The organism is Embleya sp. NPDC050154 (assembly GCF_044460165.1).
Lineage (GTDB): Bacteria > Actinomycetota > Actinomycetes > Streptomycetales > Streptomycetaceae > Embleya.
In genome coordinates, this window is sequence record NZ_JBITJP010000014.1 from 15,049 (window position 1) to 41,264 (window position 26,216).

General features: G+C 72.1%; 16 protein-coding genes, 3 tRNA genes and 1 pseudogene. 8 read left to right on the forward strand and 12 right to left on the reverse strand.

Translation table 11 applies throughout. The features are described 5' to 3' along the window. Window positions 1-11: 11 nt before the first annotated feature. Window positions 12-3,515: an AAA family ATPase gene (locus tag ACIBSV_RS27355; RefSeq protein WP_395867495.1), complete on the reverse strand. Its 3,504-nt coding sequence runs from the start codon at window positions 3,513-3,515 to the stop codon at window positions 12-14. Next, complete coding sequence (locus tag ACIBSV_RS27360) at window positions 3,512-4,768, reverse strand: exonuclease SbcCD subunit D (RefSeq protein WP_395867497.1); 1,257 nt, start codon at window positions 4,766-4,768, stop codon at window positions 3,512-3,514. Before ACIBSV_RS27360 ends, ACIBSV_RS27355 begins: the two co-directional genes overlap by 4 nt. Window positions 4,769-4,984: 216 nt before the next feature. Here ACIBSV_RS27360 and ACIBSV_RS27365 point away from each other — a divergent pair, with 216 nt between their 5' ends. Together ACIBSV_RS27365 and ACIBSV_RS27370 are read left to right on the forward strand one after the other, a co-directional pair. Continuing rightward, window positions 4,985-5,332, forward strand: coding sequence for a hypothetical protein (locus ACIBSV_RS27365; protein WP_395867499.1), 348 nt, complete (start codon window positions 4,985-4,987; stop codon window positions 5,330-5,332). 22 nt (window positions 5,333-5,354) lie between these two features. After that, window positions 5,355-5,426 (forward strand) — tRNA-Val (locus ACIBSV_RS27370). A gap of 113 nt (window positions 5,427-5,539) precedes the next feature. Here the strand turns inward: ACIBSV_RS27370 and ACIBSV_RS27375 are convergent. The 3 genes and pseudogenes from ACIBSV_RS27375 to ACIBSV_RS27385 all read right to left on the reverse strand — a co-directional run. Next, window positions 5,540-5,980 (reverse strand): annotated as a pseudogene (locus tag ACIBSV_RS27375) (transglycosylase family protein); the annotation flags it as partial. A gap of 129 nt (window positions 5,981-6,109) precedes the next feature. Further along, window positions 6,110-6,421: a hypothetical protein gene (locus ACIBSV_RS27380; RefSeq protein ID WP_395867502.1), complete on the reverse strand. Its 312-nt coding sequence runs from the start codon at window positions 6,419-6,421 to the stop codon at window positions 6,110-6,112. 257 nt (window positions 6,422-6,678) lie between these two features. Then, on the reverse strand, window positions 6,679-7,254 hold the full coding sequence (locus ACIBSV_RS27385; protein ID WP_395867504.1) for a GNAT family N-acetyltransferase: 576 nt from the start codon (window positions 7,252-7,254) through the stop codon (window positions 6,679-6,681). A 198-nt stretch (window positions 7,255-7,452) separates the two neighbouring features. Here ACIBSV_RS27385 and ACIBSV_RS27390 point away from each other — a divergent pair, with 198 nt between their 5' ends. From ACIBSV_RS27390 to ACIBSV_RS27400, 3 genes are all read left to right on the forward strand, one after another. Then, window positions 7,453-9,603, forward strand: coding sequence for a bifunctional glycosyltransferase 87/phosphatase PAP2 family protein (locus tag ACIBSV_RS27390; RefSeq protein WP_395867506.1), 2,151 nt, complete (start codon window positions 7,453-7,455; stop codon window positions 9,601-9,603). A 127-nt stretch (window positions 9,604-9,730) separates the two neighbouring features. Continuing rightward, window positions 9,731-10,162 carry an ATP-binding protein gene (locus ACIBSV_RS27395; RefSeq protein WP_395867508.1) on the forward strand — a complete coding sequence of 144 codons (432 nt, stop codon included), beginning with the start codon at window positions 9,731-9,733 and terminating at the stop codon, window positions 10,160-10,162. Window positions 10,163-10,437: 275 nt separating this feature from the next. Continuing rightward, window positions 10,438-12,399: a phosphatidylglycerol lysyltransferase domain-containing protein gene (locus tag ACIBSV_RS27400; protein WP_395867510.1), complete on the forward strand. Its 1,962-nt coding sequence runs from the start codon at window positions 10,438-10,440 to the stop codon at window positions 12,397-12,399. 122 nt (window positions 12,400-12,521) lie between these two features. Here the strand turns inward: ACIBSV_RS27400 and ACIBSV_RS27405 are convergent, their stop codons facing one another. Then, window positions 12,522-13,952 (reverse strand): PQQ-binding-like beta-propeller repeat protein, encoded by a 1,431-nt coding sequence (locus ACIBSV_RS27405; RefSeq protein ID WP_395867512.1) that lies wholly within the window; start codon window positions 13,950-13,952, stop codon window positions 12,522-12,524. A gap of 461 nt (window positions 13,953-14,413) precedes the next feature. Here ACIBSV_RS27405 and ACIBSV_RS27410 point away from each other — a divergent pair, with 461 nt between their 5' ends. Then, window positions 14,414-15,559: an MBL fold metallo-hydrolase gene (locus ACIBSV_RS27410; RefSeq protein ID WP_395867514.1), complete on the forward strand. Its 1,146-nt coding sequence runs from the start codon at window positions 14,414-14,416 to the stop codon at window positions 15,557-15,559. A 67-nt stretch (window positions 15,560-15,626) separates the two neighbouring features. Here ACIBSV_RS27410 and ACIBSV_RS27415 read toward each other — a convergent pair whose 3' ends face one another. The 4 genes from ACIBSV_RS27415 to ACIBSV_RS27430 all read right to left on the reverse strand — a co-directional run bounded on the left by ACIBSV_RS27415 (window position 15,627) and on the right by ACIBSV_RS27430 (window position 19,119). Beyond that, window positions 15,627-16,559: a universal stress protein gene (locus ACIBSV_RS27415; protein ID WP_395867516.1), complete on the reverse strand. Its 933-nt coding sequence runs from the start codon at window positions 16,557-16,559 to the stop codon at window positions 15,627-15,629. Then, window positions 16,556-18,019: an amino acid permease gene (locus tag ACIBSV_RS27420; protein WP_395867518.1), complete on the reverse strand. Its 1,464-nt coding sequence runs from the start codon at window positions 18,017-18,019 to the stop codon at window positions 16,556-16,558. Before ACIBSV_RS27420 ends, ACIBSV_RS27415 begins: the two co-directional genes overlap by 4 nt. Before the next feature lie 374 nt (window positions 18,020-18,393). Further along, window positions 18,394-18,466: transfer RNA gene (locus ACIBSV_RS27425), tRNA-Arg, on the reverse strand. Between the two features lie 564 nt (window positions 18,467-19,030). After that, window positions 19,031-19,119 (reverse strand) — tRNA-Ser (locus ACIBSV_RS27430). A gap of 144 nt (window positions 19,120-19,263) precedes the next feature. On the opposite strand from ACIBSV_RS27430, the gene ACIBSV_RS27435 reads away from it, so the two are divergent. Next, window positions 19,264-22,506: a PAS domain-containing protein gene (locus ACIBSV_RS27435; protein ID WP_395867520.1), complete on the forward strand. Its 3,243-nt coding sequence runs from the start codon at window positions 19,264-19,266 to the stop codon at window positions 22,504-22,506. A 295-nt stretch (window positions 22,507-22,801) separates the two neighbouring features. Here ACIBSV_RS27435 and ACIBSV_RS27440 read toward each other — a convergent pair whose 3' ends face one another. Continuing rightward, entirely contained in the window at window positions 22,802-23,119 is a 318-nt protein-coding gene (locus ACIBSV_RS27440) for a hypothetical protein (RefSeq protein ID WP_391587367.1), read from the reverse strand. A gap of 337 nt (window positions 23,120-23,456) precedes the next feature. Between ACIBSV_RS27440 and ACIBSV_RS27445 the strand changes: the two genes are divergently transcribed. Then, entirely contained in the window at window positions 23,457-25,112 is a 1,656-nt protein-coding gene (locus ACIBSV_RS27445) for a long-chain fatty acid--CoA ligase (RefSeq protein ID WP_395867522.1), read from the forward strand. A 142-nt stretch (window positions 25,113-25,254) separates the two neighbouring features. Here ACIBSV_RS27445 and ACIBSV_RS27450 read toward each other — a convergent pair whose 3' ends face one another. Beyond that, window positions 25,255-26,061, reverse strand: coding sequence for a DUF1906 domain-containing protein (locus ACIBSV_RS27450; protein ID WP_395867524.1), 807 nt, complete (start codon window positions 26,059-26,061; stop codon window positions 25,255-25,257). Between the last annotated feature and the right edge of the window lie 155 nt (window positions 26,062-26,216).

Here is a 26,216-nt window from a genome sequence, read left to right on the forward strand (position 1 = left end):
CCGCCGCGGGCTCACTCCACCGGTTGCGCCGCGGCCGACCGGGCGACGTAGACCGGCAGTTCGTGCACGTGGGCACGGCCGGGCGCGAGCGTGTCCACGGCGAGCCGACCCAGGTGCGGGTGGTGGGTGAACAACACCACCTGGAACCGGTCGGCCATCGCGTCCAGCACCGAGAGCATCGCGCGCGTGCGCCCGTCGTCGAACGTCATCGCGATGTCGTCGAGCACGATCGGCATCGCCCGACCCGCTTCGGCGTACGCGTCCAGCGAGGCCAGGCGCAGCGCCAGGTAGAGCTGATCGCGGGTGCCCTCGCTCATCTCGTCCACGCCGACGGAACCGGCCGCGGCGACCGGGGAGGAGCCGGCCCGCCGCGCGCGCAGCACCGGGGCGCCCTTGCGGCCGTCGGTCTCCACGAGCAGCCGGTCGAAGCGTCCCGCGGTGAGCGCGGTGAACACCTCCTCCGCCCGGGCCAGCACCGGAGCCTGGTTCTGCTTGCGGTAGTCCTCCATGCAGCGCAGCAGCACCTCGCGGGCCAGCCGCAGCCGGACGAACTCCTCGGTGTCCTCGGCGATCGTGGCGACCGTGCCGGCCACCTCCTCCTGGGCCCGGGCGGCGGCCACCGACTCGCGCTCCAGGTCCCGCACGATCTGCCGGCACCGACCGAGTTCCTCGCCCGCCGCGGCGTACGCCGCCTCGGCCTCCTCGACCCGGCGCGCGGCGTCCTCGATCGCCACGTCGAGTTCCTCGGGGTCGTGCCGCGCGGCCTCCTGTTCGAGTTCGGGGGACAGCAGCGCACCGTGCTCGACCAGCGCGTCCTCGATCGCGCGCAACCGCGCGGATCGGCCTACCGAGGCGCGCAGTTCGTCGGCGTCGGCGGCACCGGCGGCCTCGACCAGCGCGGCGAGTTCGCCCTCGGCACGCTCGACCGCGCCCCGCCCGGCGGCCACCGCGTCCTCCAGCCGGGCGATCCGCTCGGCGAGCCTGCCGCGGGCCTCGTCGGCCCGCCGGGCCCGGGTGGACTCCTCGTGCAGCGCGAGCACCGCGGCGAACGCCGGACGCCCGTCCGCCTCGATCGGCTCCGGCCGTCCGCACGCGGCGAACACCTCGGCCACCCGCGCGCCGAACGCGGCCACCCGCTCGTCCGCGCGGATTCGGCGCCGCTGTGCCTCGGCCGCGTGCCCCACCGCCGCCGCCACCTCGGCCAGCGTGTGCACCGCCGCTGCGACCGCGTCGGGGTCGCCCTCGGGCAGGTCCAGGCCGTGCACCAGTTCGTGCCAGCTCCGCTCCCACGCCGCGCGCTCGTCCCGGGCCCGGTCCGCCTCCGCGTCGGCTTCGGCGAGTTCGGCCTCGGCCTCGCGCACGGCCGCGAGCCCGCTCTCGCGCACCCGCATCGCGTCCGCGAGCGCGTCGCGACGGGCGTCGGCCAGTTCGATCAGCGCGGCCAGGTCGCTCGTGCCGGCCGGCGCGCCGGACTCGGCCAGCGCGACGCGAAACGCCCCCGCCAGTTCGGCGGCGCGCGCCCTGCCCGCGGCCAGTCGATCCCGCGCCGCGCGCGCCTCGACCTCGATCCGGGCCAGCTCGGCCAACGCGTCCAGGAAAGCGCCGGCGTCGTGGGGGTCCGGCGCGGGCAACCCGCTGGGCGCCCAGGCCGCCGCCCACTCCGCCGCGAGCTCGGCCCGGCGCGCGGTCAATTCCAGCCGCCGCTCGGCCAGTCGGGCCAGCGTGCGCTCGTCGTGCTCGACATCCACCCGGAGCCGGCCGAGCCGGACCGCGTCCTCGGCCCGGCGGGCGATCCGCTCGGCGATCTCGTCCGCCACCCGAACCGCGCGTTCGTAGGCGTCGATCCGGTCGTCGGTCAGCGGCGGGCTCGCGCACACCAGCGTCCACAGCCGATCGCGCTCGGCCCGGGCGGCGGCCCAGTCGGCGGGCGCGGGCGGCGGATCGGCGAGCGCGAGCACGGCCAGCTCGCGCCGCCGCGCGTCGTGATCGGCCACCGCCTCGTCCTCGGCCCGCGTACTCGCGTGCAGTTCCTCGCGGACCCGGCCCACCCGGTCCAGGTGGTCGGCGACCCGTTCCCGGCCGGGCAGTCGCAGCCGCGCCGGCCGGTCCTCGGCGAGCGGCGCCAGGTCCGCCAGGTTGTGCCGGGCCCGCAGGTCGTGCGCCTCGCGTTCGAGCTCGGCCACCCGCCGTTCGTCGCGCGCGATGTCCTCCACCAGGTTGCCCGGCACCGCCCGAAGCAGCGCGCGCAGCGCGGCCGGGTCGGCCGGCTCCGGGGTCAGCGCGCAGGTCGCGCGCGCCGCGTCCAGCCGGCCGCGGCGATGCGCGACCTGCTCGCCGGCGCCCGCGAGCCGGGCCTCGCACACCTTGAGGTGGTCCCGCAGCGCGGTGACCCGGTCGCCGACGCCGGGCGGCACGTCGTACGCCGTGGGGTCGTCCAGGGCACGGTCCGGGCGCACCCGGGACAGCAGTTCGGCGGCGCCCGCCCGGGTCTGCGACGCCTCGGCGTCGGCGTCGGCGGCCAGCTCGACCGCGTCGCGGATCGCCGCGACGTCCGCGTGCAGCGCGTCCACCTCGGCCACCTGCGCCGACAACGCGCGGTCCACCACCAGTTCGGCCGCCTCTCGGCGGGCCTCGGCCGCCTCTCGCGCGGCCCGTTCGGTCTCCGCCGTCGCCTCCCGCATCCGCTCGTCGAGCGCGGCCAACTCGGCCGCGAGCTCGGCGGGGGCCGGTGCGCCCTCGGCGAGCAGTGCGGCCCGCTCGGCGTCGAGCGCGGTGCGTCGGGCCAGCACCGGCAGCGCCTGGCGGACCCGATCCAGCCGGCTCGCCTGCGCGCGCGCCTCGCTGCGGTAGCCGCCGAGCCGGTCGCGCTCCTCCTCGGCCCGCCGGGCCTCCTTGACCGCGTCGCCGAACACCGAGGGTGCCAGCGCGTCGTCCTGGACCCGCTTGCGCAACCGGCCCAGCTCGGTCAGTCCCGCGTTGATCCGCTGGTTCTTCCCGCGCGTCTTGTACAGCTCGTCGGCGCGCTCCTCCAGGCGGGTCAGCACCTCGCCGAGTCGGGCCGAGGAGCGCGACTCGAACAGCGCCCGCCCCACGTCGCCCTCGCCCCGGAGCAGTTCCGCGCCGCCCTCGCGCAGCCCGGCGTGGTCGAGCGCGAAGACGTGCCGGAAGTCGTCGCGGCCCACGCCCGCGAGCAGTCGGGTCAGCTCGGCCTCGGCGAGCACCGTGCCGTCCGCACGGGTGAGCGGGTTCTTGTCCCGCTTGTGCCGCACCACGTCGAGCACGCTCCCGCGCTCGTCCCGCACCAGCGCGCCGAGCTTGAGGTCGCGCATCGCGTGCACGAAGTCGTACGAGGTCTGCCGGTCCATGCCGTACAGGAGCTGGTCCAGGGCGTGCCGCACGGTGGACTTGCCGGCCTCGTTCGGGCCGCTGATCACGTGCACGCCCGGGGCACCGAGCTCGATGTGCCGGTCGGTGAAGCAGCCGAACGCGATCAGGTCGAGCCGATCGATCCTCATCCGGACTCCCCGTCGGTCCCGGTGACCAGCGCCGTGAGCAGGTCGACCGCCTGATCGAAGATGTCCGCGCGCCAGGCCCGGTCCGCGGGCGTGATGCCCTCCTCAGCCACCTTGGGGTCGAGCGTGCGCAACCCGGGCACCGATCGGATCAACTGTTCGAGGGCGTCGGGATCCGCGCGCAGGGCCTTGGCGGTGCGGGCCAGGTCCTCCACCAGTGCGGGCAACTCGACCCCCGTATCGCCCAGTTCGGCGTGCCGGGTCTCCAGGCGGACCTTTTCCAGCCACACCCCGGAGAACTCGGCGGCCAGTGCCCGGGCCTCGAACACGAACCGGCGTTCGTCGCGCCACAGCGCCTCGTGCGCGTCGGACGCGCCGACGACCCGGACCCGGGCCGCCAGCAGTCGATCGCCGGCCGCGGCCCGCTCCTCGGCCATCCGCCGGCGCACCAGATCGAGCACGTCCTCGATGCCGGTCGCCTCGGTCGCGTCCACGTCCAGGCGCGCCCAGCGCACCACGTCCAGGTCGCGGTGCTCGATCTCGGCCCGGCCCCGGTCGCCGTCGACCGTGATCAGCGTCGCGCCCTTGGGCCCGGTCTCGCGGGCGTGCCGGCCCTGCACGTTGCCCGGGAAGACGATCCACGGCTCGGCGGCGTGCACCACCTCGCGCGCGTGCACGTGGCCCAGTGCCCAGTAGTCGTAGCCGCGCGAGAGCAGGTCGCCGACGCTGCACGGCGCGTAGTTCGCGTGCCCCTCGGCGCCGGTCAGCGCGGTGTGCAGCAGCCCGACGTTGAACATCCCGCCGCGCGGCGCCGGATAGCTCACCGCGAGGTTCTCGGTCACGTCCCGCACCGCGAAGCCCTGACCGTGCACGGCCAGCCCCAGGTCCTCGTACGCGACGGTCTCCGGGCGCGCGGTGGAGAACCGGTGCACGTTGGCGGGCAGGCGCAGTTCGCGGGTGATCCGGCTGTCCGCGTCGTGGTTGCCCGCGACCAGCAGGACCGGGATGTCCGCCTCGGCGAGGCGGCGCATCTGCACCGTGAAGAACAATCCCGTGTGGTAGTCCTTCCAGTCGCCGTCGTAGATGTCGCCCGCGAGCAGCACCGCGTCGACTGCCTCGGCCAGCGCCAGGTCCACCAGGTTGACCACGGCCCGCCGCGCCGCACCGCGGATCTCCGCCGCGGGTGCCCCCTCGTAGCCGGAAAGTCCGCGCAGCGGGCTGTCGATGTGCAGGTCGGCGGCGTGCAGCAGCTTCATGAAGCGGGGCGCCTCCGGTCGGCGTTCACAGGGCAGCCCAGGATAGGCACACGGCACCGACAGGGCGGGCCCTCTTCGTCGATGTGTGGCGGGCCGGCCGGACCCCGGCAAAGGTGGGGCTGGCCCCACCCCCGATCCGCCAGGCACCTACCTGGTTCGCGGGGGGCCGCCCGGCCAGGCTGGAGGAAACGCTGCACATCCGTCCTGGAGTTCGCCGTGACAGCTCGACACACCGACCGGAGCCGGCCGATCCCGGGTCCGCTCGCCGCCTGCGCGGTCTGTGCGGTGGCGGGCGCGATCCTGTGCCTGGCGGCCGCGCACCGCTACGGATTCTCCGCCGACCTGGACGTGCGCGGACTGCTGCGGCGACCCGCGCCCACCATCACGCTGGTGTTCGGGCTGTCCGGTCTGTTGGTGGCGCTGCGCGCCCGGCCGAGCCGGGGAAAACCGGTTGAACCGACCCGGCGCCCGGCGGCATTGTGGAGACTCCGCCGAAGGGCGGTGAGCACGAGCGGGCCGCCCCGTCACGGGGAGGGGGCGACCCACTCGCGTGTTACTGGTTAGGATGTGCACGAAACCTACGCAGGCTCGCGTAGCTCAGCGGGAGAGCGCCTCGTTCACACCGAGGAAGTCACTGGTTCGATCCCAGTCGTGAGCACCGATCAGATCATGATCACGCGCCAACCGAGGGCCGCTCCGAAGAGCGGCCTTCGGCACGTTCAGGACCGTGCCCGGCAGCAGGTGATCCGGGTCCTCGCCGATCGTGTCGCGGTTCGCGTCGTACAGCGCCTGCCAGCCGCCGATCACGCCGAGGTCGCGCGCGATCGACGACAGCGTGTCGCCGACCTTGACCGTGTAGGTCGACCCGAGAATGCCGATCTGTCGGGCGCATTGCGGCCACGCTTCCCAGCCCTGCATGCGCAGGATCACCTCGGCGACGGCGATCTGCTCCTCGCGGGTGGCCCGATCCGGGCGGGTGGCGTACTCCTGTCCGCCTGCCTCGTCCCACGTGCTCGGCAGGATCTGGAGCCCGCCGTAGTAGCCGTTCCCGGTGTTCAGGTTCCATCGACCGCTGCTCTCGCAGTCCGCGAGGGCGTCCCAGGTCCGGTCCTCGACGGCCTCGGCAACGGTGGCCGGGGCCACGGCCAGTCCGGCGCCTACGACACCGACCAGCAGGATTAAGACGGATGATCTGATCAACTGTTTGGCCATGTCAGCCGACAGTAGGCAGCCGGCGCCCCGATTCCGGTGACCGGACCGGGGGCAGGCCGGGGAATCACCCGAGTGCCCCAACGCGGGCGGCGGTGCGCCCGGAAACGAGCGGGTCGGATCGAGCCGGCCCTATCCGATGTCGGGCAACAGGCCCGACGGGATGTCCAGACCCGAGGGAAGCAGCCCGGACGGCAACAGACCGGAGGGCAACAGGCCGGTGGGCAGACCCGGTTGGTTGGGCCCCTGGGTGGAGGGCGTCTTCTTCGGAGCGTCCCCGTCGTCGTCCCCACGGGTGATCAGGATGATCGCGGTCACCACGGCCGCCACCACCACCAGTGCGATCACCAGCGTGATCAACGGGTTGCCGCGCCGGCCGCCGCCCTGCGGAGGCGGCTGCCCGGGCTGTTGCGGATACCGCGGTGGCGGTTCGTGGTGCGACACGGCTTCGACTCCCCCAAGCGACCGGTGCCGGGGCCGAACTATCCCCGAACACCCATGCTGTCACGATCGGGACGCGCAGGAGCCGATCCACCGAAGTCCAGGCGAAATGATCACCTGATCGAGGGGAATCCCGAACCGCCCGGGCCGGGGCGCGGGTTCGATCCCCCGTCGTGGTGCGCGGCGGGGGATCGAAGCCATGCCCGGGGTCCGGCCGATTCCCGCTCCCAGCACCGGAGGTCTCGCTCGCTCCCCCGGACTCACAGGTCCTTGGTCAGCAGTTCGAACTCCAGGTCGTCCCGCAACGGCCGGCCGAACCGCTCGTTGCCGTACGGGAACGGGGACAACACGCCGGTACGCGCGAATCCGCGCCGCTCGTACCAGGCGATCAGTTCCTCGCGCTGCCGGATCACGGTCATCTGCATGCGCTCGGCGCCCCACAGCCGCACCGCGACCCGCTCGGCCTCGGCGAGCAGCGATCGACCCAGGCCGCCGCCCTGTCGTCCCGGGCGGATCGCGAACATCCCGAAGTAGGCGACCGAGTCCGCGCGGCGCTCGAGCTGGCAACAACCGAGCAGTACGCCGTCCCGCTCGGCGATCCACATCACACTGTCGGCCCCGTCCACAACCGCCGCGACCGCGTCCGCGTCGGTGCGCTGCCCCTCCAACAGGCTCGCCTCCGTGGTCCAGCCCCGTCGACTCTCGTCTCCGCGATAGGCGGACTCGACCAGCTCGACCAGGGCAGGGATGTGGGATGCATCGGCCTGGCGGAAGGAGATCGGTATGAGCCCCTCGGGGGCCTCGTGCGTCCGCGTCGACGCGTCCTGCGGCACCATTGTTGTTTCTCGCCCCTCGTCGATTCGGCGATGTGTTCCATGCCGCCCCCGAGCGTACGGCGTGGGTCTCGCGAGGGGCCTCCGCTTTCCGTCGCGCTCGGGCGGTGACAAGGTGTCCGAAGCGTGGCAACCGAATGGCCTCGCCACGGATCGAGGGCCATCGGGCGACAGGACACGGAAAAACGGGAGAAGTCGCACATGGTGAGGGCAGGCGTTCGCCGGCTACTGGACATACGAAGGACCAGGATCTCTCTGGCCCTGGTGGGTCTGTGGCTGCTCGCCGCATGCGTCGCCATTCGACAGGCCAACGAGGTTCTCGACCGACCACAGGACCGCAGACTGCCCGAGTTGGACGCCTGGCTGGGTCCGGAAGGCGTGCTGCACCTGCCCGGTTCGCTCTACGACACCGACTCGCGCGGCACCACCTTCAGCGAGACGCCGTTCGCGGGCTGGGTGCTGCGCCCGCTCACCAAGGCGGCGGAGAACGCGCTGGGCGTCGCGTGGACGATCGTGACCCTGCTGATCGTGGCCGCGATCGGGGTGCTGGTCGCGTACGCCCTCCCGGCGTTGCGCACCCGCCGCGCGCAACTGCTCGCGGCGCCGCTGATCATCAGCCTTCTGGTGCTGTCGCTGCCGGTCCGGGGCAACCTCTCGCTCGGCCAGATGAGCCTGCTCCCGGTGCTGCTCGCGTTGCCCGCGATGCTCAGACCGGCGCCGGGCAAGCCCGCCTCGATCGCCGTGGGCGTCGCCGCCGCGCTGCACCCGGCGATGTTGCTGTTCGCCGTCTACCTGTGGATGACCGGCAAGCAGCGCACCGCCGCGAACGCGACCGCGACGTTCCTGGGGTGCACCGCGCTCGCCTGGCTCACCATGCCGCGCGACTCCTTCACCTACTGGGTGCACCACGTCGCGGGCGCGGGCCTGGGCGGGGACGCCGACGCGCTGTCCAATCAGTCGCTGCACGGCCTGATGTTGCGGATCGGGCTCTCCGGGCCGCTGGAGATCATGCTCGTGGTGCTGCTGTCCGCGGCGGTGCTGTGGTTCGGCATGCCGCGCGCGGTGGCCTACGCCAAGGACGGCCAGGCGCTGCTCGGTGTCGCGCTCGCGGGCTGCGTGATGGTCGCGGTGGCCCCGGTGTCCTGGCAGCACCAGCAGTTGTGGATCCTGCTCGCCGCCGCCGGCCGGCTGGGCGCCCGGCAGACCGACCGCATGGTGTGGCCGGTCGCGGTCTTCATGATCATGACGTTCGACAGCAAGACGCTGATCTGGGGCAAGCTCTCCGCCGTCCGGGTGGTCGCCGACAACGGTCCGCTGCTGCTCGCGATCGCGTCGGCGTGCGCGGTGCCGTTCATCACCAAGGCCTCGGCCAAGTGGACCCCGCAGGCGATGCCGCAGGGGGCCGCCGCACAGGGCCGGTTCTCCTGGATCCCCGCGCTGCCGTTCGGCTGGCGTCCGCTGTCCCGGCCGAACCTGCTGCTCGAACTGCTGATGATCAGGGTCGGCTACCAGGTCTACTCGTTCATCCGCGCCTCGGTGCCCGACCAGCGCCGGGTCGCCGAGGCGCACGGACAGCAGATCATCGACCTGGAGAAGTTCCTGCACGTCGACGTCGAGCGGAGTCTGAACCACTTCGTGGCGAGGATCGGCTGGCTGGAGAACGGCATGAACTTCTTCTACGAGACGTTCCACTTCATCGTGCCGCTGACCATCCTGGCGATCCTGTACATCCGCAAACCCGCCGCGTATCGCTCGGCCCGCACCGTGCTGAGCGTGGCCACGGTCACCGGCCTGGTCGGCTTCTGGCTCTACCCGCTCGCGCCGCCGCGCCTGATGCCCGGCTACGACTACATCGACACCGTGCACGGCGTACAGGATCTGAACAACCCGAACTTCGGCGCGCTGACCAAGATCTCCAACCAGTACGCGGCGATGCCCTCGCTGCACGTGGGCTGGTCGTTGTGGTGCGGCCTGATGATCCTGGCCATCGCGCCCAAGGGTTGGCGCTGGCTGGGCCTGACCTATCCGCTGGCGACCACGCTGGTGGTGATGGGTACCGCGAACCACTGGATCATGGACGCGGTCGGCGGTGCCGCCGTGGTCGGCCTGGGCTTCGCGGTCCAGTACCTGCTCACGGGACGCTCGGCCTTCTCGGTCGAGCCGCCCGCCGTGCCCGCGCCCGTGCCGGCGACGGTGTCGGTCGGCACCAAAGACGGGTCCGCCGTCGTGGATAACACAGCGATGTCGACCCGGGCCGGCGACTCGGTGGTGATCACCCGTACGACGGAGTCAAAACAGGATGATTCCGATCCACGCGACGATTCCGACAAACAGCCAGTCAGTCACAAATAGTGACGACACACCTTGGCATTGCCAACACTTTGCCAACGACGCCCGCAACCCGATCGTGTTTCGAGCGGTAGTCACTGTGGCCGGTGCCGGAGGGGCCCGGCCTCCCAGTGACACCTCGAGGAGCACCATGACGCACATCTCGCGCCGCGTAGCCCAGGCCGCGCTGCTCATCGCCGCCGGCGCCGCCCCGATCCTCGGCGCGTCCGCCGCCCACGCGGCGGACCTGCCCACGGGCGGCCTCGGCGCGCTGACCCAGCCGGACGTCGGCGGCGTCGCCGACAAGGTGCCCGCGGCCGCCGAGGGTGCGGGCAACACGGCGGGGGGCACGGCCTCCAAGACCCTCCCCGCGGCCTCGAAGACCGCAGGTCAGACGGCCGGCACCACCGCTTCGAACCTGAACAAGACGGTGGGTGAGGGCGCCGCGGCGGCCGCGCCGGCCGCCGGTGACGCGGTCGGACAGGCGGCCCCGGCCGCCGGTCAGCTCGCCGGTGGCGGCGTGCCCGCCGCACCGTCCCTGCCCGCCGTGCCCTCCCTCGGCGGACTCCCGCTGGGCGGCTGATTCATCCGGTTGGAATCCCAGTGAAACCGGCGGGGCCGGTGCGGCGTGTCCATTCATGCCGCACCGGCCCCGCCGTGCGTCCGCTCCGCGCTTATCCACCATTGGGATTAGCAAACGATCGGGTATCCCTCCGTGGGATGACGTACAACGGGGCCGTCGTGCGCATCCAAATACCTTGGTGCGTGTCTACGCTGTTGTGCGAGCGTTACGAAGAGTCGCAATCCTGGACATAAGACACAGGAGACTCTTCCACCACCCCACAATCGAGGAGCACGGTGTCTGCCACGACGCGGGCCGCCGCGAACGGCCACAACAAGAACGGCACCGGCACCCCGGCCGCCGAGCGCGTGCGCGGGATCTCGGCTGGGGTGCTGATCTGGTATCTGCGGATCGTGGCGGCGCTCGACTTCGTCTCGGCGATCTCGGTCCCGTTGCGGGACCGGGTACGACACCACGACACGGGGGAGTACTACACCCCGTTCCTGGTCACGTCCGGCTTCACCTCGGCCGCGCTCGCGGCTTTCCTGGCCATCATGCTCGCCCGCCGCAAGCGGGCCGCCTGGGCGTTCACGGCGATCCTGCTGGTGCCGTCCACCGGCGTGTACATCTGGGCCTTGTGGTTCGACGACCTGCGGCAACACCCGTTCAACTGGTCGTCGACGATCATCACCCTCCTGATCTGCGTCGCACTGCTGCTCAGCTTCGCCGAGTTCGGCGCCAAGGGTGACCGGGGCAACGTGCTCAAGGCGGGCCTGGTGCTGGCCGGCGGCGCGGTGGTCGGCGTGGTGCTCGGCTCGACCCTGGTCAACGCGACCGACCGGATCCCCACCTCCAGCATGGGCGACCGGATCCTGTACGCGGTGCTGCGCATCTTCACCCTCGCGCCGGACAGCGACCTGGGCTCCGTGTCGGTGCCGCGCTGGGTCGACATCGTGATCAACGTGGCCGGCGTGATGTTGTTCCTGCTGGTGCTGTTCGTGCTGTTCCGCGCGCCCAAGGGGCGCGAGTTGCTCACCCCCGACGACGAGGTGCTGCTGCGCGAACTACTCGACAAGCAGGGCGAGCGCGACTCGCTCGGCTACTTCGCGCTGCGTCGGGACAAGGCGGTGATGTGGTCGCCCAGCGGTAAGGCGGCCGTCGCCTACCGGGTCGTGGGCGGCGTCTCGCTCGCGTCCGGCGACCCGATCGGCGACCCCGAGGCGTGGCCCGGCGCGATCGACCGCTGGCTCGCCGAGGCCGAGGACCGCGCGTGGGTGCCGGCCGTGATGGGTGCCAGCGAGGAGGCCGGCACGATCTTCGCCCGGCACGGTCTGGACGCGCTGGAGCTGGGCGACGAAGCGATCGTCGAGGTGGCCGAGTTCAGCCTGGAGGGCCGCGCGATGCGGGGCGTCCGGCAGGCGTACAACCGGGTCAAGCGGGCCGGCTACACCACTCGGGTACGCCGGCACGAGGACATCCCCGAGGGCGAGATGCGCGAACTGCTCGACCTGGCCGACCACTGGCGGGACGGGCAGACCGAGCGCGGCTTCTCGATGGCGCTGGGCCGATTGGGCGACCCCGACGACGGGCGCTGCCTGATGGTCGAGTGCATGGACGACGAGGGTCGGCTGCGTGCGGTGCTGAGCTTCGTACCGTGGGGCTGCAAGGGCGTCTCGCTGGACCTGATGCGCCGCGACCGGGACTCGGACAACGGTCTGATCGAGTTCATGGTGCTGGACGTGATAGAGGGTGCGAAGGCGTACGCCGCGGCGAACGCCAAGCCCGCCAAGGGCAAGGGGAAGGGCCGCGCGCCGGAGCCGGACGCCGAGGCCGCTCCCGAGCCGACCTCGCCGGTCGACATCGAGCGGATCTCGCTCAACTTCGCGATGTTCCGCTCGGTCTTCGAGCGCGGCAACAAGCTGGGCGCGGGCCCGGTGCTGCGGTTGTGGCGCACCGTCCTGGTGTTCTTCTCGCGCTGGTGGCAGATCGAATCGCTGTACCGGGCCAACGAGAAGTACCGGCCGATCTGGGAGCCGCGCTACATCTGCTTCCGCAAGGCGAGCGAGCTGCCTCGGATCGGCATCGCGGCGGCCCGGGCCGAGGGCTTCCTGACCACGCCCACGCTGCCCCAGTTGTTCGGTGCCCGGCACGAGCAGCGGGTGGCGGCCCTGGCCAAGCGCAAGGCCGACGAGACCACGCCGCCGCTCGCCGGGTGGACCGCCGAGCAGCGGGAGCCTGCGGAGCACAAGCGGCCCTGAGCGGTCCGGGCGATCGCGCCGAAGGGCGGCGCTCCCCTGGGGAGCGCCGCCCTTCGGCGTTTCGGCGGGGCTTGGCGGACCTGTTCGGTGGATCCCGGCGGGTCCGAGCCGGCCCGGTCGACTCAGACCAGTCGACGGATCTCGCCGCGCACGCGGTAGAAGCCGCCGCGGTCGGCCGGGTGTACCGAGTCCACCACGTAGCGCGCGCCGGCGACCCGGACGTTCTTCGGGAACTGCACGTTCCAGCCGCTCTCGTAGCCGGCCGTGACCACGTGCACCCGCAGCCGGCCGCCGCCCTGGTCGACACACTCGACCACGACGCCGGTGCCCGCGTCGGTGGTGGTGGCCACCTCGGTGGTCGGCACCACCGCCTCGATCGTGGCCGCCTTGACGTCGCGCACCTGCGGAACGGTGCCGACCTGGGCCGCCTCGATCGCCGCCTCGCTCACGTCGATGCAGGCCAGCGAGCCGTCCGTGGTGACGATGTACAGCCGCTCGTCGTGGTACTGCATCGAGTAGGCCGAGCCGCACGTGGTGCCCAGCTTCCACAGTCGCTTGCCGTCCTCGGCGAAGCAGTAGACCGTGGAGGAACTGTCGCCGGCGAAGACGTACTTGCCGTTCTCGGCGGTCGCGCAGGAGAACACCGACGCGTCGCAGTCGTAGGTGGTGCGGATCGTGCCGTCCGACTTGGCGATCCGGTGCACCTTGTTGCCGGAGGTGCCGGCGTAGACGTCGTCCTTCTCCTGCCACCCGAACAGCACGCCGCCCCGGGTCTTGGTCCGCCACAGCTCCTTGCCGTCGCCGGCCGCGAACGCCTGGACGCCCGCGCTGTGCCCGTGGAAGATCGCGTTCTCGTCGCAGCGCACCATCCACGCGCCGGTGCCGTTGGTGGCCGCGGCCCACAACGACTCGTCCTCGTGGTCGATGGTGGTGCAGCCGCCGTTGGAGTCGGACACGCCCAGCACGCCGTCGTGGATGTCGAGCCAGTAGATGTCGATGTTGTCGGTGATCTCGTAGGCCACCCGCGGGGCCTTGCCGCCGACGTCGTACACGTTGCCGTTGTCGCAACCGGCGTAGATCCACGAGTCGTCCGCGACGATGCACTTGACGCCGTTGGGCAGTTGGTAGCGGCCGGTGACCTCGCCGGTGTGGTCCAGGAACCACACGTCGCCGCGCTGGTTGCCCACCAACACCCGCTCGGAGTCGACGAAGATGCCGAACGCGGAGGAGCCGGTGCGGTAGCGCCACAACACCGGCGCCGAGTTGCGGGCCGTGGTCGGCCGGGACACGATCTCGCGGCGGGTGATCGCGCGCGGCTGGCGAACGCCCTGTACCGCGGGCTCGTAGCCCTTGCGCAGCTTGGCCGCGACCTTCTTCTTGGCGTCCGCGGCGGCCTTCTCCGGGGTGGCGTGGGTCACCGTGCCGGTCTGGCCCTTGGCCCCGATCCGCCCGTACGTGACCGTGACGTCGACGCCGTCGACGACGACCTCGTAGTACTTGTGCGCGCCGTCGCCTTCTTCGGACAACTCAAGGTAGGTACGGGTCTCGGGCATGACGACTCCTCGGCTCCGCTGCTCTGTTCGGGTGGCTGTGGGTGTGCTGTCCGTGCGGGGTGGCTGCGGTTGGTCACGGTGGTCGCGGTGGTTGCGGGGCTCCGCCGTGGGAACCGTGACCGGGCGCAAGAACCATGCCGTACAAGGGGACTGATGCGCCGTCATCCCCCGTGGCGATGGCTCGACCCTACTCACGTGAGCCGACAGGGGTGGGGCCGGTGGGGCAACGCTTCGCTCACTCGGACGGCGCAACCCGGTATCGAGGGGTCGGTTCTCGGACAAAGCACTCCCGCGTTCGTCCGACCTCTACTCCGAGGGGAGGAGCGGTACGGGTGCACCCCCTCCCCCGGGACGACGTTTCAGCCATGGAGGCCGGGTTAATCTCCACTCATCCCGATCACCGGTCGCCGGTCCGGCCTCAGCACGGTCGGCCGAAGGCCCCGCTTGCCCGAGGAGTCCATGTGGCCGGGCACTTCTTGACGTCTTTGGCGCCCGCTGCGTTCGGCGCCAGACCCGCCGGTGAGCGCCTGGCGCGCATCCAGGGATCACCGCACTTCCGCGACGGCGCGTTCCGGAATCCGGTGCCGACTCGGCGTGGCAGCCCCGGCGCGATCGGCAAGATGTTGCGCGCGCAGAAGGCCGCGGCCGGATTGCGTCGGCCGGCCGGCGCCATTCCGCTGGTCACCCCGTCCGCGTTGGACTTCGCCCGGACGCCGATGACCGGGCTGCGCGCGTGTTGGCTCGGGCACGCGACCGTGCTGGTCGAGCTGGACGGTGTGCGGGTCCTGTTCGACCCGGTCTGGAGCACGCGGTGCTCGCCGTCGGCGGCGTTCGGCCCGGCGCGGCTGCACGCGGTGCCGGTGCGCTTCGCCGACCTGCCCGAGGTGGACGTCGTGGTCGTCTCGCACGACCACTACGACCACCTCGACATGGCCACGATCCGGGCCCTGGCCGGGCGCGACGCGGCGTTCGTGGTGCCGCTGGGCATCGGGGCACACTTGGAGCGGTGGGGCGTCGGCGCGGAGCGGATCACCGAGCTGGACTGGCACGAGGCGGGCGAGGTCGCCGGGCTGACTTTCACCGCGACGCCGGCGCGGCACTACTGCAATCGCGGCGCGCGGGTGCTGGGCACCGTGCTGTGGGCATCGTGGGTGGTGGCCGGGCCCCGGCACCGGGTGTTCCACAGCGGGGACAGCGGCTATTTCCCGGGCTTCGCGGACATCGGGCGCGAGCACGGGCCGTTCGACCTGACGATGATTCAGGCCGGCGCGTACGCGGAGGCGTGGCCCGAGGTGCATCTGCACCCGGAGGGCGCGGTGCAGGCGCACACGGAGCTGGGTGGTGGGTTGATGTTGCCGATCCATTGGGGGACGTTCGATCTGGCGCCGCATGCTTGGGAGGAGCCCGCCGAGCGGTCGGTGGCGGCGGCTCGGGCGCTGGGCACCGATCTGGTGATCCCGCGTCCCGGCGCGCTGTTCGAGCCGGCGCTGGTCGACGGGGCCGAGGTGGAGCCGTGGTGGCGGGAGGTGGCGGCGGCGCCGAACCGGTGGGCGGGCGACGTGGAGGCGGAGCCGGCGGCGTCGGTCAGGGCGGTGCCGGCGGCGTGAGGGTGACCGGGGGCCGAGGGGGCGGGGCCGGGTAGAGGTGGTCGTGGTCGGTTCGTCCCGGCCGAGATCACCTTGGGTCGGGCGTGTCCCACAGTTCGGCTCGAACGCCGCGGGGCAGGACCATGACCGGAGTGCGGGCATTGCGGACGATCTTGTGCGAAACGTCGCCGACGAAGACCCGTTTGACCGGGCCGACCGTGCTGGACGCGCAGATCAGCAGGTCGTCGGCCCAGGTGACGGTGTCCATCGCGGCGCGTACGTCGTCGCCCTCGGCGGTCTCCGCGTCGACCGGCACGTCGATCTCGGCCATCGCCGTCGCGAGGTCCTGCCGGGCCTGTTCGCGCGCGGCCCGCAATACCTGGTGCTCGGCGGACTGGTGCTGCTTGCCCGAGTACAGCCGGACCGGGCGCAGCACCAGGGTGAGCAGCCGCACGTCGGCATCGAGTCGGCGGGCGAACTCCACGCCGCAGGTGAGCACTCCGGTGAGCCGCGGCTCGCGCTGGTAGGCGATCGTGCACCGGGCGATGCGAGGCGGCGGGTGGTCGGCGAAGCCGCGTGGGGCCAGCGCGACCGGCACCGGTGAGCCGTGCAGGAGTTGATCGGCGGTGCTGCCGAGCGCGACGCGCGCGGTCCGGCCGCCCGGGGCCGGGCCCAGCACCACGAGCGCGGCGCCGTGACTCTCGGCGATCCGGGCCAGCCCTCGGCCGCTGCCGCGGTTGTGGCCGATCGCGCGTTCCACCGGCAGTTCCGGGGCCCAGTCGCGAATGCGGCTCTCCGCGTCGTTGAGCAGCCACTCGGTCTCCTCGCGCAGGAACGCGCGCCACTCCGCGTCCACGGCGCCCACCCCCGCGCCGGGCAGCGCGGGTGGTTGGATGTGCGCGAGCACGACGCCGGCGCCCAATTGCCGGGCGAGCAGCATGCCCAGCGCCAGCGCGTCCTGGCCGCGCGGCTCCGGCCGGCAGCCCACCACGATGCGCATCCGCGCGCCGTCCCCGCTCACGGGCCCACCTCGGCGTCGGCGGATCGGGCACGCCAACGCGAGTGGCGGTAGCCGTACAGGAAGTAGATCGCCACGCCGGCCGCCATCCAGACCAGGAAGACCTGCCACGTGGTGCCGGAGAGCCGGGCCATCAGGTAGACGCAGAAGCCGACGCCCAGGATCGGGGTGATCGGGAAGAACGGGGTGCTGAAGCCGCGAGGCAGGTCGGGCCGGGTCCGGCGGAGCACGATCACGCCGATGTTGACCAGCGCGAACGCGAACAGGGTGCCGATGCTGGTGGCCTCGGTGAGTCGGCCGAGCGGGACCAGCGCGGCGAGTGCGGCCACCCACGTGCCGGTGATCAGCGTGTTCGCCACCGGGCTCTGGGTACGCCGGTTCACCTTCGCGAAGATCGGCGGGATCAGGCCGTCCCGGGACATCGCGAACAGGATTCGGGTCTGCCCGTACAGCACGGTCAGCACGACGCTGGCGATCGAGATGATGGCGCCGGCGGACAGGATCGTGGACGCCCAGGAGCTGCCGGTGACATCGGTGACGATCTTCGCGAGGGTCGCCTCGCTGCCCTCGAACTCCTGCCAGGGCAACGCGCCGAGCGCCGCGAGCGCGACCGCGACGTAGACGATCGTGACGATCGCGAGCGAGATAAGGATCGCCAACGGCAGGTCCCGGCGCGGGTTCTTGGCCTCCTCGCCGGCCGTGGAGGCGGCGTCGAAGCCGATATAGGAGAAGAACACCTGGGACGCGCCGGCGCTGATCCCGGCCACGCCCAGCGGTGCGAACGGGGAGAGGTTGCCGTCCTCGAACGCGGTGAAGGCGATCGCGCAGAAGAACGCGAGCGTGATCAGCTTGATGAAGACCATGATCGTGTTGGCCACGGCGCTCTCCGACACGCCGCGCATCAGCAGGATCACCGCGAGCAGCACGACGATCACGGCCGGGACGTTGAACGTACCGCCGTCACCGGGTGGTTGGCTGATCGCGTCGGGGAGGCTGACCCCGAAGGCGGAGTCGAGCAGTTCGTTGACGTACTGCCCCCAGCCGACCGCGACGGCGGAGATGGACACGCCGTACTCCAGCAGCAGGCACCACCCGCACACCCACGCGATGCCTTCGCCGAGGGTGGCGTACGCGTAGGAGTAGGACGAGCCGGACACCGGGATGGTCCCGGCGAGTTCGGCGTAGGACAGCGCCGAGAACAGCGCAGTGATCGCCGCGAGCAGGAACGAGATCACCACGGCCGGGCCGGCCTTGGGCACCGCCTCGCCCAGGATCACGAAGATGCCGGTGCCCAGGGTCGCGCCGACACTGAAGAAGGTCAGTTCGAGCAGCCCCATGGTGCGCCGCAGGCCGGTTTCCTCCCCGCCTTCGCCGCCGCCGCCGCTCTCCTCGAGGATGGCGTCCACGGGTTTCGTCCGCAGCACTCCGCTGCGCGAGCGGGGTACGGCGTGGCTGGCGGGCAATCCGGCCTCCCTGGGGAACAAGTCCGAGAAGGAACGGGTGCCCCGATGTCCGGGTATCGAACGAGCCTTCAGCCATTCGGCCCGGCCGGGGACAGCCGACCGGGCGGCGCACGGGCGGGCATGAACGGCGCGTGCTCGGCGCGCGCATCGATCCGGGGGTGCCCGTCAACCGTCCGGACCCGAAGCGGTGTCGGGCCGAGTGAATGCGCCGTCGTCCGCGTCGGCGCACCCTTCGGCTGATCGCCGGCAAACCGGCGGTCCGGCTTCGACAAGTCGCCTCGACGTGGACTCGGCCGGACCGGTCTGCGAGTTCGAAAACGCAAAACAGGCCAGACCCTGTTCGAGGTCTGGCCTGTATCGGAAGCACAATCTTGTGCGCTCGGCAGGATTCGAACCTGCAACCTTCTGATCCGTAGTCAGATGCTCTATCCGTTGAGCTACGAGCGCTTGGTCGCTTTGACCGAGGTCAACAATACATGCTCCCCGGCCGGGGGTGAAATCCATTGTTCGAGGGTCGGTCGGAGTCGGGCATTTGGTGATCAAGCACCTTCATTTGGAGGGTGATCGGCGACGGGACGGGCGGGGCGGGCGGGTAGTCGGCGGGGCTCTTCGGAGAGTGGCCGACGGAGGCCGGCGAGCTTGGTGAGGAGTCGGTCGCCGGCGTGGATGTCATCCCGTGTCGTCCCCGTGACGTCCCCGCGGCGACGCGCGCGGGGGTGCTCTCACTCTGTTCGCTGTGAGCTGAAAGCGCCTTTTCGGACATGTCGGCCGGTGGGGGAATCGGAAGGCGCTTCGCCGTGTCGGGTGGGCGGATCGCGGGCCGCAGGCGATGGGCCGGGCGAGGCGCTCGGATCGGGTGGGCGGCGAGTCGGGCGACGGCTCCGGAAAAGAGCCTTATATCGGACATCACGTCCCGAGTCGTGACCCGCGGTCGCCGTGCGCTCACCGAAACATCATCGCCATGGGCGCGAAACAGCCCGCCCGGTGGGACCGGACGGGCTGTTCGTGAAGCGGAGGCTCCGGGATTTGAACCCGGGATGGGGATGAACCCAAACCGCATTAGCAGTGCGGCGCCATAGACCGGACTAGGCGAAGCCTCCATCGGTGTTTGCCGACGAGGAACAGATTACTAGGCTCGTCAACGTGACTGCAAAAACAATGGGATAGTCGGTCGTGACATGCCTCGGCGGCGACGGGCAAGATGGCCGTCGCGCAGTACGAGGACCGGAGGAGGTACGCGCTTCGTGAGCAGCAGGCCATCCCGAGGCGCTGCTCGCCTCGCCGCCATACTCGACGCCCTGCCGGACGCTCTTCTGCTGGTGAATCGCAACGGCACCGTCGTCAATGCGAACGCCATGGCACTGGAGGTCCTGGAGGCGCCGGGTACTCCCGTGGTGGGTCGCGGGCTTCTCGATCTGTTGCCCTCGTTCGACCACCGGCGCATCCCGGGTTCGGTCCGGGCCAACGACTCGCGCGACACCCGGACCAAGCCGACCCGGATGTCCGCGCACCGCACCGACGGCGGCGTGTTCCCGGTCGAGGTGACCAGCGCGAACCTGCCCGCCGGGTACGACGACGAGTTGCTGATGATCGTCGTGCGCGACCTGACCGGAAAGGTCGACGTCGAGGCAGAACTCGCGCGCCAGCAACGGCAGACCGAGATGATCCTGCGCGCGGCCTGCGAGGGCATCATCGGCATCGACGCCGAGGGCAACATCGTGCTGGCCAACCCGGCCGCCGCCCGGATCCTGCGCCATCGCGCGAGCGACCTCGGCGGCCGGAACGTACACGAACTGCTCATGCACGCCCGGGCCGACGGCACCACGCTGCCCGCCGAGGAGTGCCCGCCGCTGGTCACCCTGGGCAACGGTCGCCGGCAGCGGCTGCGCGACCAGGTGTTGTGGCGCGGCGACGAGGGCTACGTGACGGTGGACATGATCACCGCGCCGATCCTGCTCGGCGGTGCCGTGGTCGGCGCCGTGATGACCTTCAGCGACACCGCGCGCGAGAAGCTGCTCGGCGAACGTCGGTCCCAGCTCGCCGAGTTGGTCGACGGCGAGATACTGGGGCGGCTCGCGGCGGTGCGCGGTCGACTGAAGAAGGTGGCCGACGGAGCGGCCGGTGACGTCGGTCACGGCGCCCGGCGGATGGTGCGTCAGGTCGCGGGCGAGTTGGAGAGCCTGGAGGAGCTCGCGGGCGAGGTGCTCGCGCACCAGGCGGCCGGTACCGAACCGGCCGAGCCGCAGGACACCGACGGGGCGGCCGAGCCCGAGCGGGTGCCGACCACGGTGGACGACCTCGTCGATCGGGCCATGGAGACGGTGACCTACCTCGCGCGCGGCGCGGGCGTGGAGTTCGCGGTGAACGCGTCCCCGGTCGGGGTGCGGGTGGACGTGGACGCGATGACCCGAGCCCTGGGCCACCTGCTCGCGGACGTCGTCGCGGCCGGACCCGAGGGTTCCACCGTCGTGGTCGCGGCGGCCCAGCGCGGCGATCTCGCCCGGATCGAGGTGCGCGGTCCGGAGAGCCGGGGCAGTGCCGTCCGGGTCCCGCTCGCGCGCGCGGTCGTCGAGGCGCACGGCGGCACCGTCGAGTCGCACACGATGCCCGGCCGAGGCAGCACGTACGTGGTCGAGTTGCCCGCCGACGCGGAGGCCGCCGAACAGGTCGAGAGCTCCGGCGAGCACCGCGCGGCCAAGGGCCGCCGGGCGCGCCAGGCGGGCCGACCGGACCCGGCCGCCGACAAGGCCGGCAAGGGTAAGGGCGACGGCGACAAGGGCAAGGACGGGAAGAGCGAGGCCGAGGGCGCCGCGAAGCCGACCGACGAGGACGAGGACGCCGCGGCCGAGTCGACCGGTCCGGAAGCGGACGACGCGGACGAGGGCGAGGCCGCCGAGCCGAAGAGCGGGGCGGACACCGCGGAGCCGAAGGGTCGTGCGGAGGTCGAGCGGGCCGGGAACGCCGCCGCACGACCCGCGCCCGCGCCGGGCAGCGGGGTCGAACTCGCCGTGCGCGGACGCGGTGCGCAGCCGCCTCGGGCCCGCCTGGAGCCGGCCGGTTCGTCCACCCCGCCGGTGCCCGCACCGCCACCGCCCGGTTCGGTGGCCGCCGCGCCGCAGGGACCGTTCGCGTTGCCGCCGGGCACGGTCGCGCCGGTGCCGCTGGTGCCGGCGAGCACGGGTTCCGCCGAAGGCGGGCACGAGCGGCCCGACTCGGACGGGTACGACGAGGCCGAGGAGGCCGCGCGCAACAACAGCGGCGCGTTCGAGGCGGTCTATCCGCCGCGTTCGCGGCGCGGCCGGCCCTCGCGCGACACGCACGACGCCGGCGAGTCCGCCGACGGACCGTCCGGATCGCACCGCGGGGTCGCCCGCCAGGTCGGGGCCGAGGTCGAGCGGCCCGAGCCGACCGCGCTGCCGCAACGACCCGCCGCCACCGCTTCGCCCGCGTCCGCGCCGGCGGCCGGCGGGCGGCTCAACGGCACGCACACCCCGCAGGGCGCGCAGGCCCGGCGCCGGTTGTCCACGCCGCCGGCGGCCATCCCGGCCCAGGGTCGTACCTCGGACGGTGCCGGACGAACCACCAGCGTGCAGGATCGGCCGGGCCGGCCCGCCGCCGCCGACATGCCGACCGAGTTGTTGCCACCGATCCCTGCCGGGCCGGATCAACCGATTCCGGTCCAGGGCCGGCGACCCGGCTTCCCGGCCGCGCCGCCCGGGGACGCCGAGGCGATGTCCGGCGCCGACCTGCCGACCATGGTCACGCCCGCACCGGACGGGCAGCCGCGCCGACTGCTGGTCTGGCCCGAGCCGGACGGGGCGACGGCGGGCGCGTTGACCGCGCGCGGTTGGAGTCCGCTCCTGGTGCGTTCGCGCGAGGAGGTGGACGCGAGCGTCCCGGTGCAGCCCGCCGCGCTGTTCGTGGATCCGCTGACCGGGCCGATCACCCGTACCGCGCTCCAGTCGCTGCGCACCGCCGCCACCGCCGCGCAGATCCCGGTGCTGGTCACCGCCGGGCTGATGCAGGCCACCCGGGACGCCGCGTTCGGCGCCGACCCGGCCGTACTGCTGCGTTCGCTCGCGCCGGCGGACAGTGCCGGACACGCCTCGCGGGTGCTCCTGGTGGAGGGCAATCCGGATATCGCGGCGGCGTTCACCGCGTCGCTGGAGCGGCGCGGCATGGACGTGGTGCACGCGGCCTCGGAGAGCGAGGCGGTGTCCAAGGCGTCCAGCGTCGAGCCCAACCTCGTGGTGCTCGACCTGATGCTGGTGCGCCGGCGCCGGATGGGCGTGGTGGACTGGCTGCGCAACAACGCGCGCCTGCACTCGACGCCGATCGTCGTCTACACCACGCTCGACCTGGTCGAGCACGACCTGCACCGGCTGCAGACCGGCGAGACCGTGCTGTTCCTGGCCGAGCGGTCGACCCGCGAGGACGTACAACAGCGCATCGTCGACCTGCTCGGCAAGATCGCCTCCCCCAAGTAGGGGACCCGGGGAGGCAGACGCCAGGCAGGGAACCCGGGTGGGCAGGCGGCGCGCGCAGGCCGGCGCGCCGGGTCGGCGACCGACCCGGCACCCGCCAACCGCCGGCCCGCCCGCGCGTCACCCGGACGAGCGGACCACCCGGGCGAAACCTCGAACCCGTCCGGGCGAGGACCCGCTCAGCCGCACCGCCGCCGAGGCCCGGTCCGGCAGCACGGAATCGCACACGACCGCACCCGGACCGCCGGCACCCGAGGGCCGCACGGCACCCGCCGTATCCGCACCGACCCGCAGCGCCTCACCATGCCGCCGGCCCCTGGGCATGCAGCCGGCGACTCATCTCGCCGACGGTCAACGCCAGTTCGGTGGCGAGATCCATCGCCTGGGGGTGGTCGTGGTGTTCCCGCATCCACCAACACATGACCTGCACGATAGGCCCGGCGGACTCCGGATGTCCGATGATCGCGGTGCGCGCGCACAACGGACGCGGCGGCCCGTCGCGATCGAGCCGGAACCAATAGCCGTCCCGGAAGCCGAGCACGGGATGGCCGAGCGCGTCCGGCAGCACGACGTCGTACGGTCGGTGCGGTTCGGACCGCACCTCCAGCGGGTACATGGGGCGCCCTCCAAGGGGAAGCCGAGGGCTCGCCGGTCCCCCTCCGGAAGAGCGGAAAAGCGGGAATTACCGAATGCTCGCGGCGTTCCACCGAAAACGATGTGTCATCGGTGCAACCGGGACACCGTCGCATTCTTCCGTTCGACTGCTCCGATCGGCCGATCGCCACGCCTGGTTCACCCGTATGGGCGCACGGCGGATCGTGCCGGGCGCGTGGTCCGGCGCTCGACGCGCATATGGAAGCGCACGCTCCGGGGGCTGACAACCACCCGATCCGCGAGAAAGAATCCCTTCACCTCGACCGGTCCCCGTCCGGCGAATGCAGGGAGGCCACACAGTGCTGAGCACGATGCAGGACGTGCCCTTGACGATCGCTCGCATAATGCGACACGGCACCACGGTGCACGGCGGTTCGGAGGTGGTGACCTGGACCGGCGGCGCGCCCAGGCGGGCCACCTACGCGGAGGTCGGTCGGCGCTCCGCGCAACTCGCCCACGGCCTGCGCGAGCTCGGCATCACCGGCGACGAGCGGGTCGCCACCTTCCTGTGGAACAACCAGGAGCACCTGGAGTGCTACCTCGCGATCCCGTCGATGGGCGCGGTGCTGCACACGCTCAACCTGCGGCTGCCGCCCGAGCAGTTGATCTACATCGCCAACCACGCCGACGACCGGGTGCTGGTGCTGGACGGCTCGCTCGCGGCACTGGCCGCACCCCTGCTGTCCCAGCTCCGGACCATCGAACACGTCGTGGTCACCGGCGCCGACACCGATCTGGCTCCGCTCGCGGATTGCGGCAAGCAGGTGCACCGCTACGACGACCTGCTCGCCGGACGGCCGACCGAGTTCGACTGGGCCGAGGACATCGACGAGCGGCAGGGCGCGGCGATGTGTTACACCTCCGGCACCACGGGCAACCCCAAGGGCGTGGTGTACAGCCACCGTTCGACCTACCTGCACAGCATGCAGGTGTGCTCGATGGAGGGCTTCGGCCTGGGCTCCGGGGACATGCTGCTACCGGTGGTGCCGATGTTCCACGTCAACGCGTGGGGCCTGCCGTACGCGGCGATGTTGTGCGGCGCGTCGATCCTGATGCCCGACCGGTTCCTCCAGGCGGAGCCGCTGGCCACGATGATCGCCGCCGAGCGGCCGACGTTCGCCGCCGCGGTGCCGACCATCTGGACCGGCCTGCTCGACCACCTCGACGTGCACAAGACCGACGTGTCCTCGCTGAAGGAGGTCGTGGTGGGCGGCTCGGCCTGCCCGCCCGGTCTGATGCACGCGTTCGAGGAACGGCACGGAGTGCGGATCATCCACGCCTGGGGGATGACCGAGACCTCGCCACTGGGCTCGGTGGCCCGCCCGCCGGCCGGGCTCACCGGCGACGAGGCGTTCCCGTACCGGATCTCCCAGGGGCGGCTGCCCGCCTCGGTGCAGGCCCGACTGGTCGGTCCGGACGGTGTCGACGTCCCGCTCGACGGCGAGGCGGTCGGCGAACTGCTGGTGCGCGGTCCGTGGATCGCGGGTGCCTACATCGGTGACGAGGGATCGGTGGACGCCGGCGGCGGCGGCCGATTCAAGGACGGCTGGTTGTGTACCGGCGACGTCGGCACGATCACCGCCGACGGCTTCCTGCGGCTGACCGACCGGGCCAAGGACGTGATCAAGTCGGGCGGCGAGTGGATCTCGTCGGTCGAGCTGGAGAACACCCTGATGGGTCACGACGACGTGGTCGAGGCGGCCGTGGTGGGCGTGCCCGACGACAAGTGGGGCGAGCGCCCGTTGGCCACGGTCGTGCTGCGCGAGGGCGCGGAGACCACGATCGAGCAACTGCGCGACTATCTCGCGGGCAAGGTGGCCCGCTGGCAGGTGCCCGAGCGGTGGAGCCTGATCACCGCCGTGCCCAAGACGAGCGTGGGCAAGTTCGACAAGAAGGTGATCCGGAGCCAGTACGCCGAGGGGGCACTGGAGGTCAGCGAACTCGACCGGGGCTGAGCCGTCGACACGGGCGTCGCCGGTCGGGCCGATCCCGGCCCGACCGGCGTGCCGCACGGCACCGGTGCTCACGTCGTGCGGGAGTGACGCTCACGCGCCGCGTGGACCCGGTGGTGGTGGTCACCTCGCGTGGACCGGGTGGTCAGAAGACGCCCACCGGTCCGTCGACCGCGTTGCGGTCGATGTTCATCTTCTTGCCGCCGTGGGTCTCGGTGACGTTGCCGCTGTACTGGTGCACGCGCCGGTCGCGCCAATAGCCGTCGGGGAGCGCGCCGTCGCCGGTGGTGACCGCGCGATCGTCCCAGCGGGCGTACCAGACCGCGTCCGGGACGGAGCGCTTGTCGACCGCCTCGACCAGGTCGGCGATGCCGGAGTCGAGGCTGCTGTAGTAGCCGGCCAGGAAACCGCGTTCGCGGACCCGGTCGGACCACGCGGAGACGAAGTCCAGCACCGCGGTCCGGCAGGCGGCGTCGGTGTTGTCGTACGCCTCCATGTCGTACCAGACCGCGCTGCCGCGCTTGAATCCGAGCGCGGTGCTGCGGTCCACCACGTCGTCGGCCTCCGCGGCGCCCTGCGCCGCGGCGCGCGCCGGGTCGATCCTGCCCGGCTTGCCGGACTGCGAGCAGGGCGCCTGGAGGCCCACCTGGATCGGCAGGAAGTCCCAGCCCTGGCGATGTACGGCGGTGACCCAGTCGCGGGTCAACCGGCTGCTCCGGCAGGCGCGGTTGTCGCCCGCGACATAGATCCCGACCACCTTGTACGGCGAGTCCCGCCAGGCCTGCATGGTCTCCACGGTCGGTGTCTCGCACGTGTCGAAGCCCGGCCCGTCGACGAAGAAGGGCTGTCCCGAACGTGCGCGGGCACCCTCGGCGAGCCCGGCCGGCAACAGGCCGAGCACGGCGGTGAGCAACACGGCCGAGGCGATACGACGGGTGAGCGAAGGGCGCACGGTGCCTCCCGGCGTGGTGGGAAAGGACGTCCCACCACGCTGCGCACCGCGTCCGGCGGATCCGCCGGACCGCTCGGGCGACGCGCCGACGCGTCACCCGAGCGGCCCAGGCAAAGCGGCACCGGGCGGTCCGGGCGAACGGCACCGGGCGGCAC

Coding starts and splice junctions, on each gene's coding strand:
- ACIBSV_RS27355 (WP_395867495.1), bottom strand. CDS start 3,515: ATGAGGATCGATCGGCTCGACCTGATCGCGTTCGGCTGCTTCACCGAC.
- ACIBSV_RS27360 (WP_395867497.1), bottom strand. CDS start 4,768: ATGAAGCTGCTGCACGCCGCCGACCTGCACATCGACAGCCCGCTGCGC.
- ACIBSV_RS27385 (WP_395867504.1), bottom strand. CDS start 7,254: ATGGTGCCGCAGGACGCGTCGACGCGGACGCACGAGGCCCCCGAGGGG.
- ACIBSV_RS27390 (WP_395867506.1), top strand. CDS start 7,453: ATGGTGAGGGCAGGCGTTCGCCGGCTACTGGACATACGAAGGACCAGG.
- ACIBSV_RS27395 (WP_395867508.1), top strand. CDS start 9,731: ATGACGCACATCTCGCGCCGCGTAGCCCAGGCCGCGCTGCTCATCGCC.
- ACIBSV_RS27405 (WP_395867512.1), bottom strand. CDS start 13,952: ATGCCCGAGACCCGTACCTACCTTGAGTTGTCCGAAGAAGGCGACGGC.
- ACIBSV_RS27440 (WP_391587367.1), bottom strand. CDS start 23,119: ATGTACCCGCTGGAGGTGCGGTCCGAACCGCACCGACCGTACGACGTC.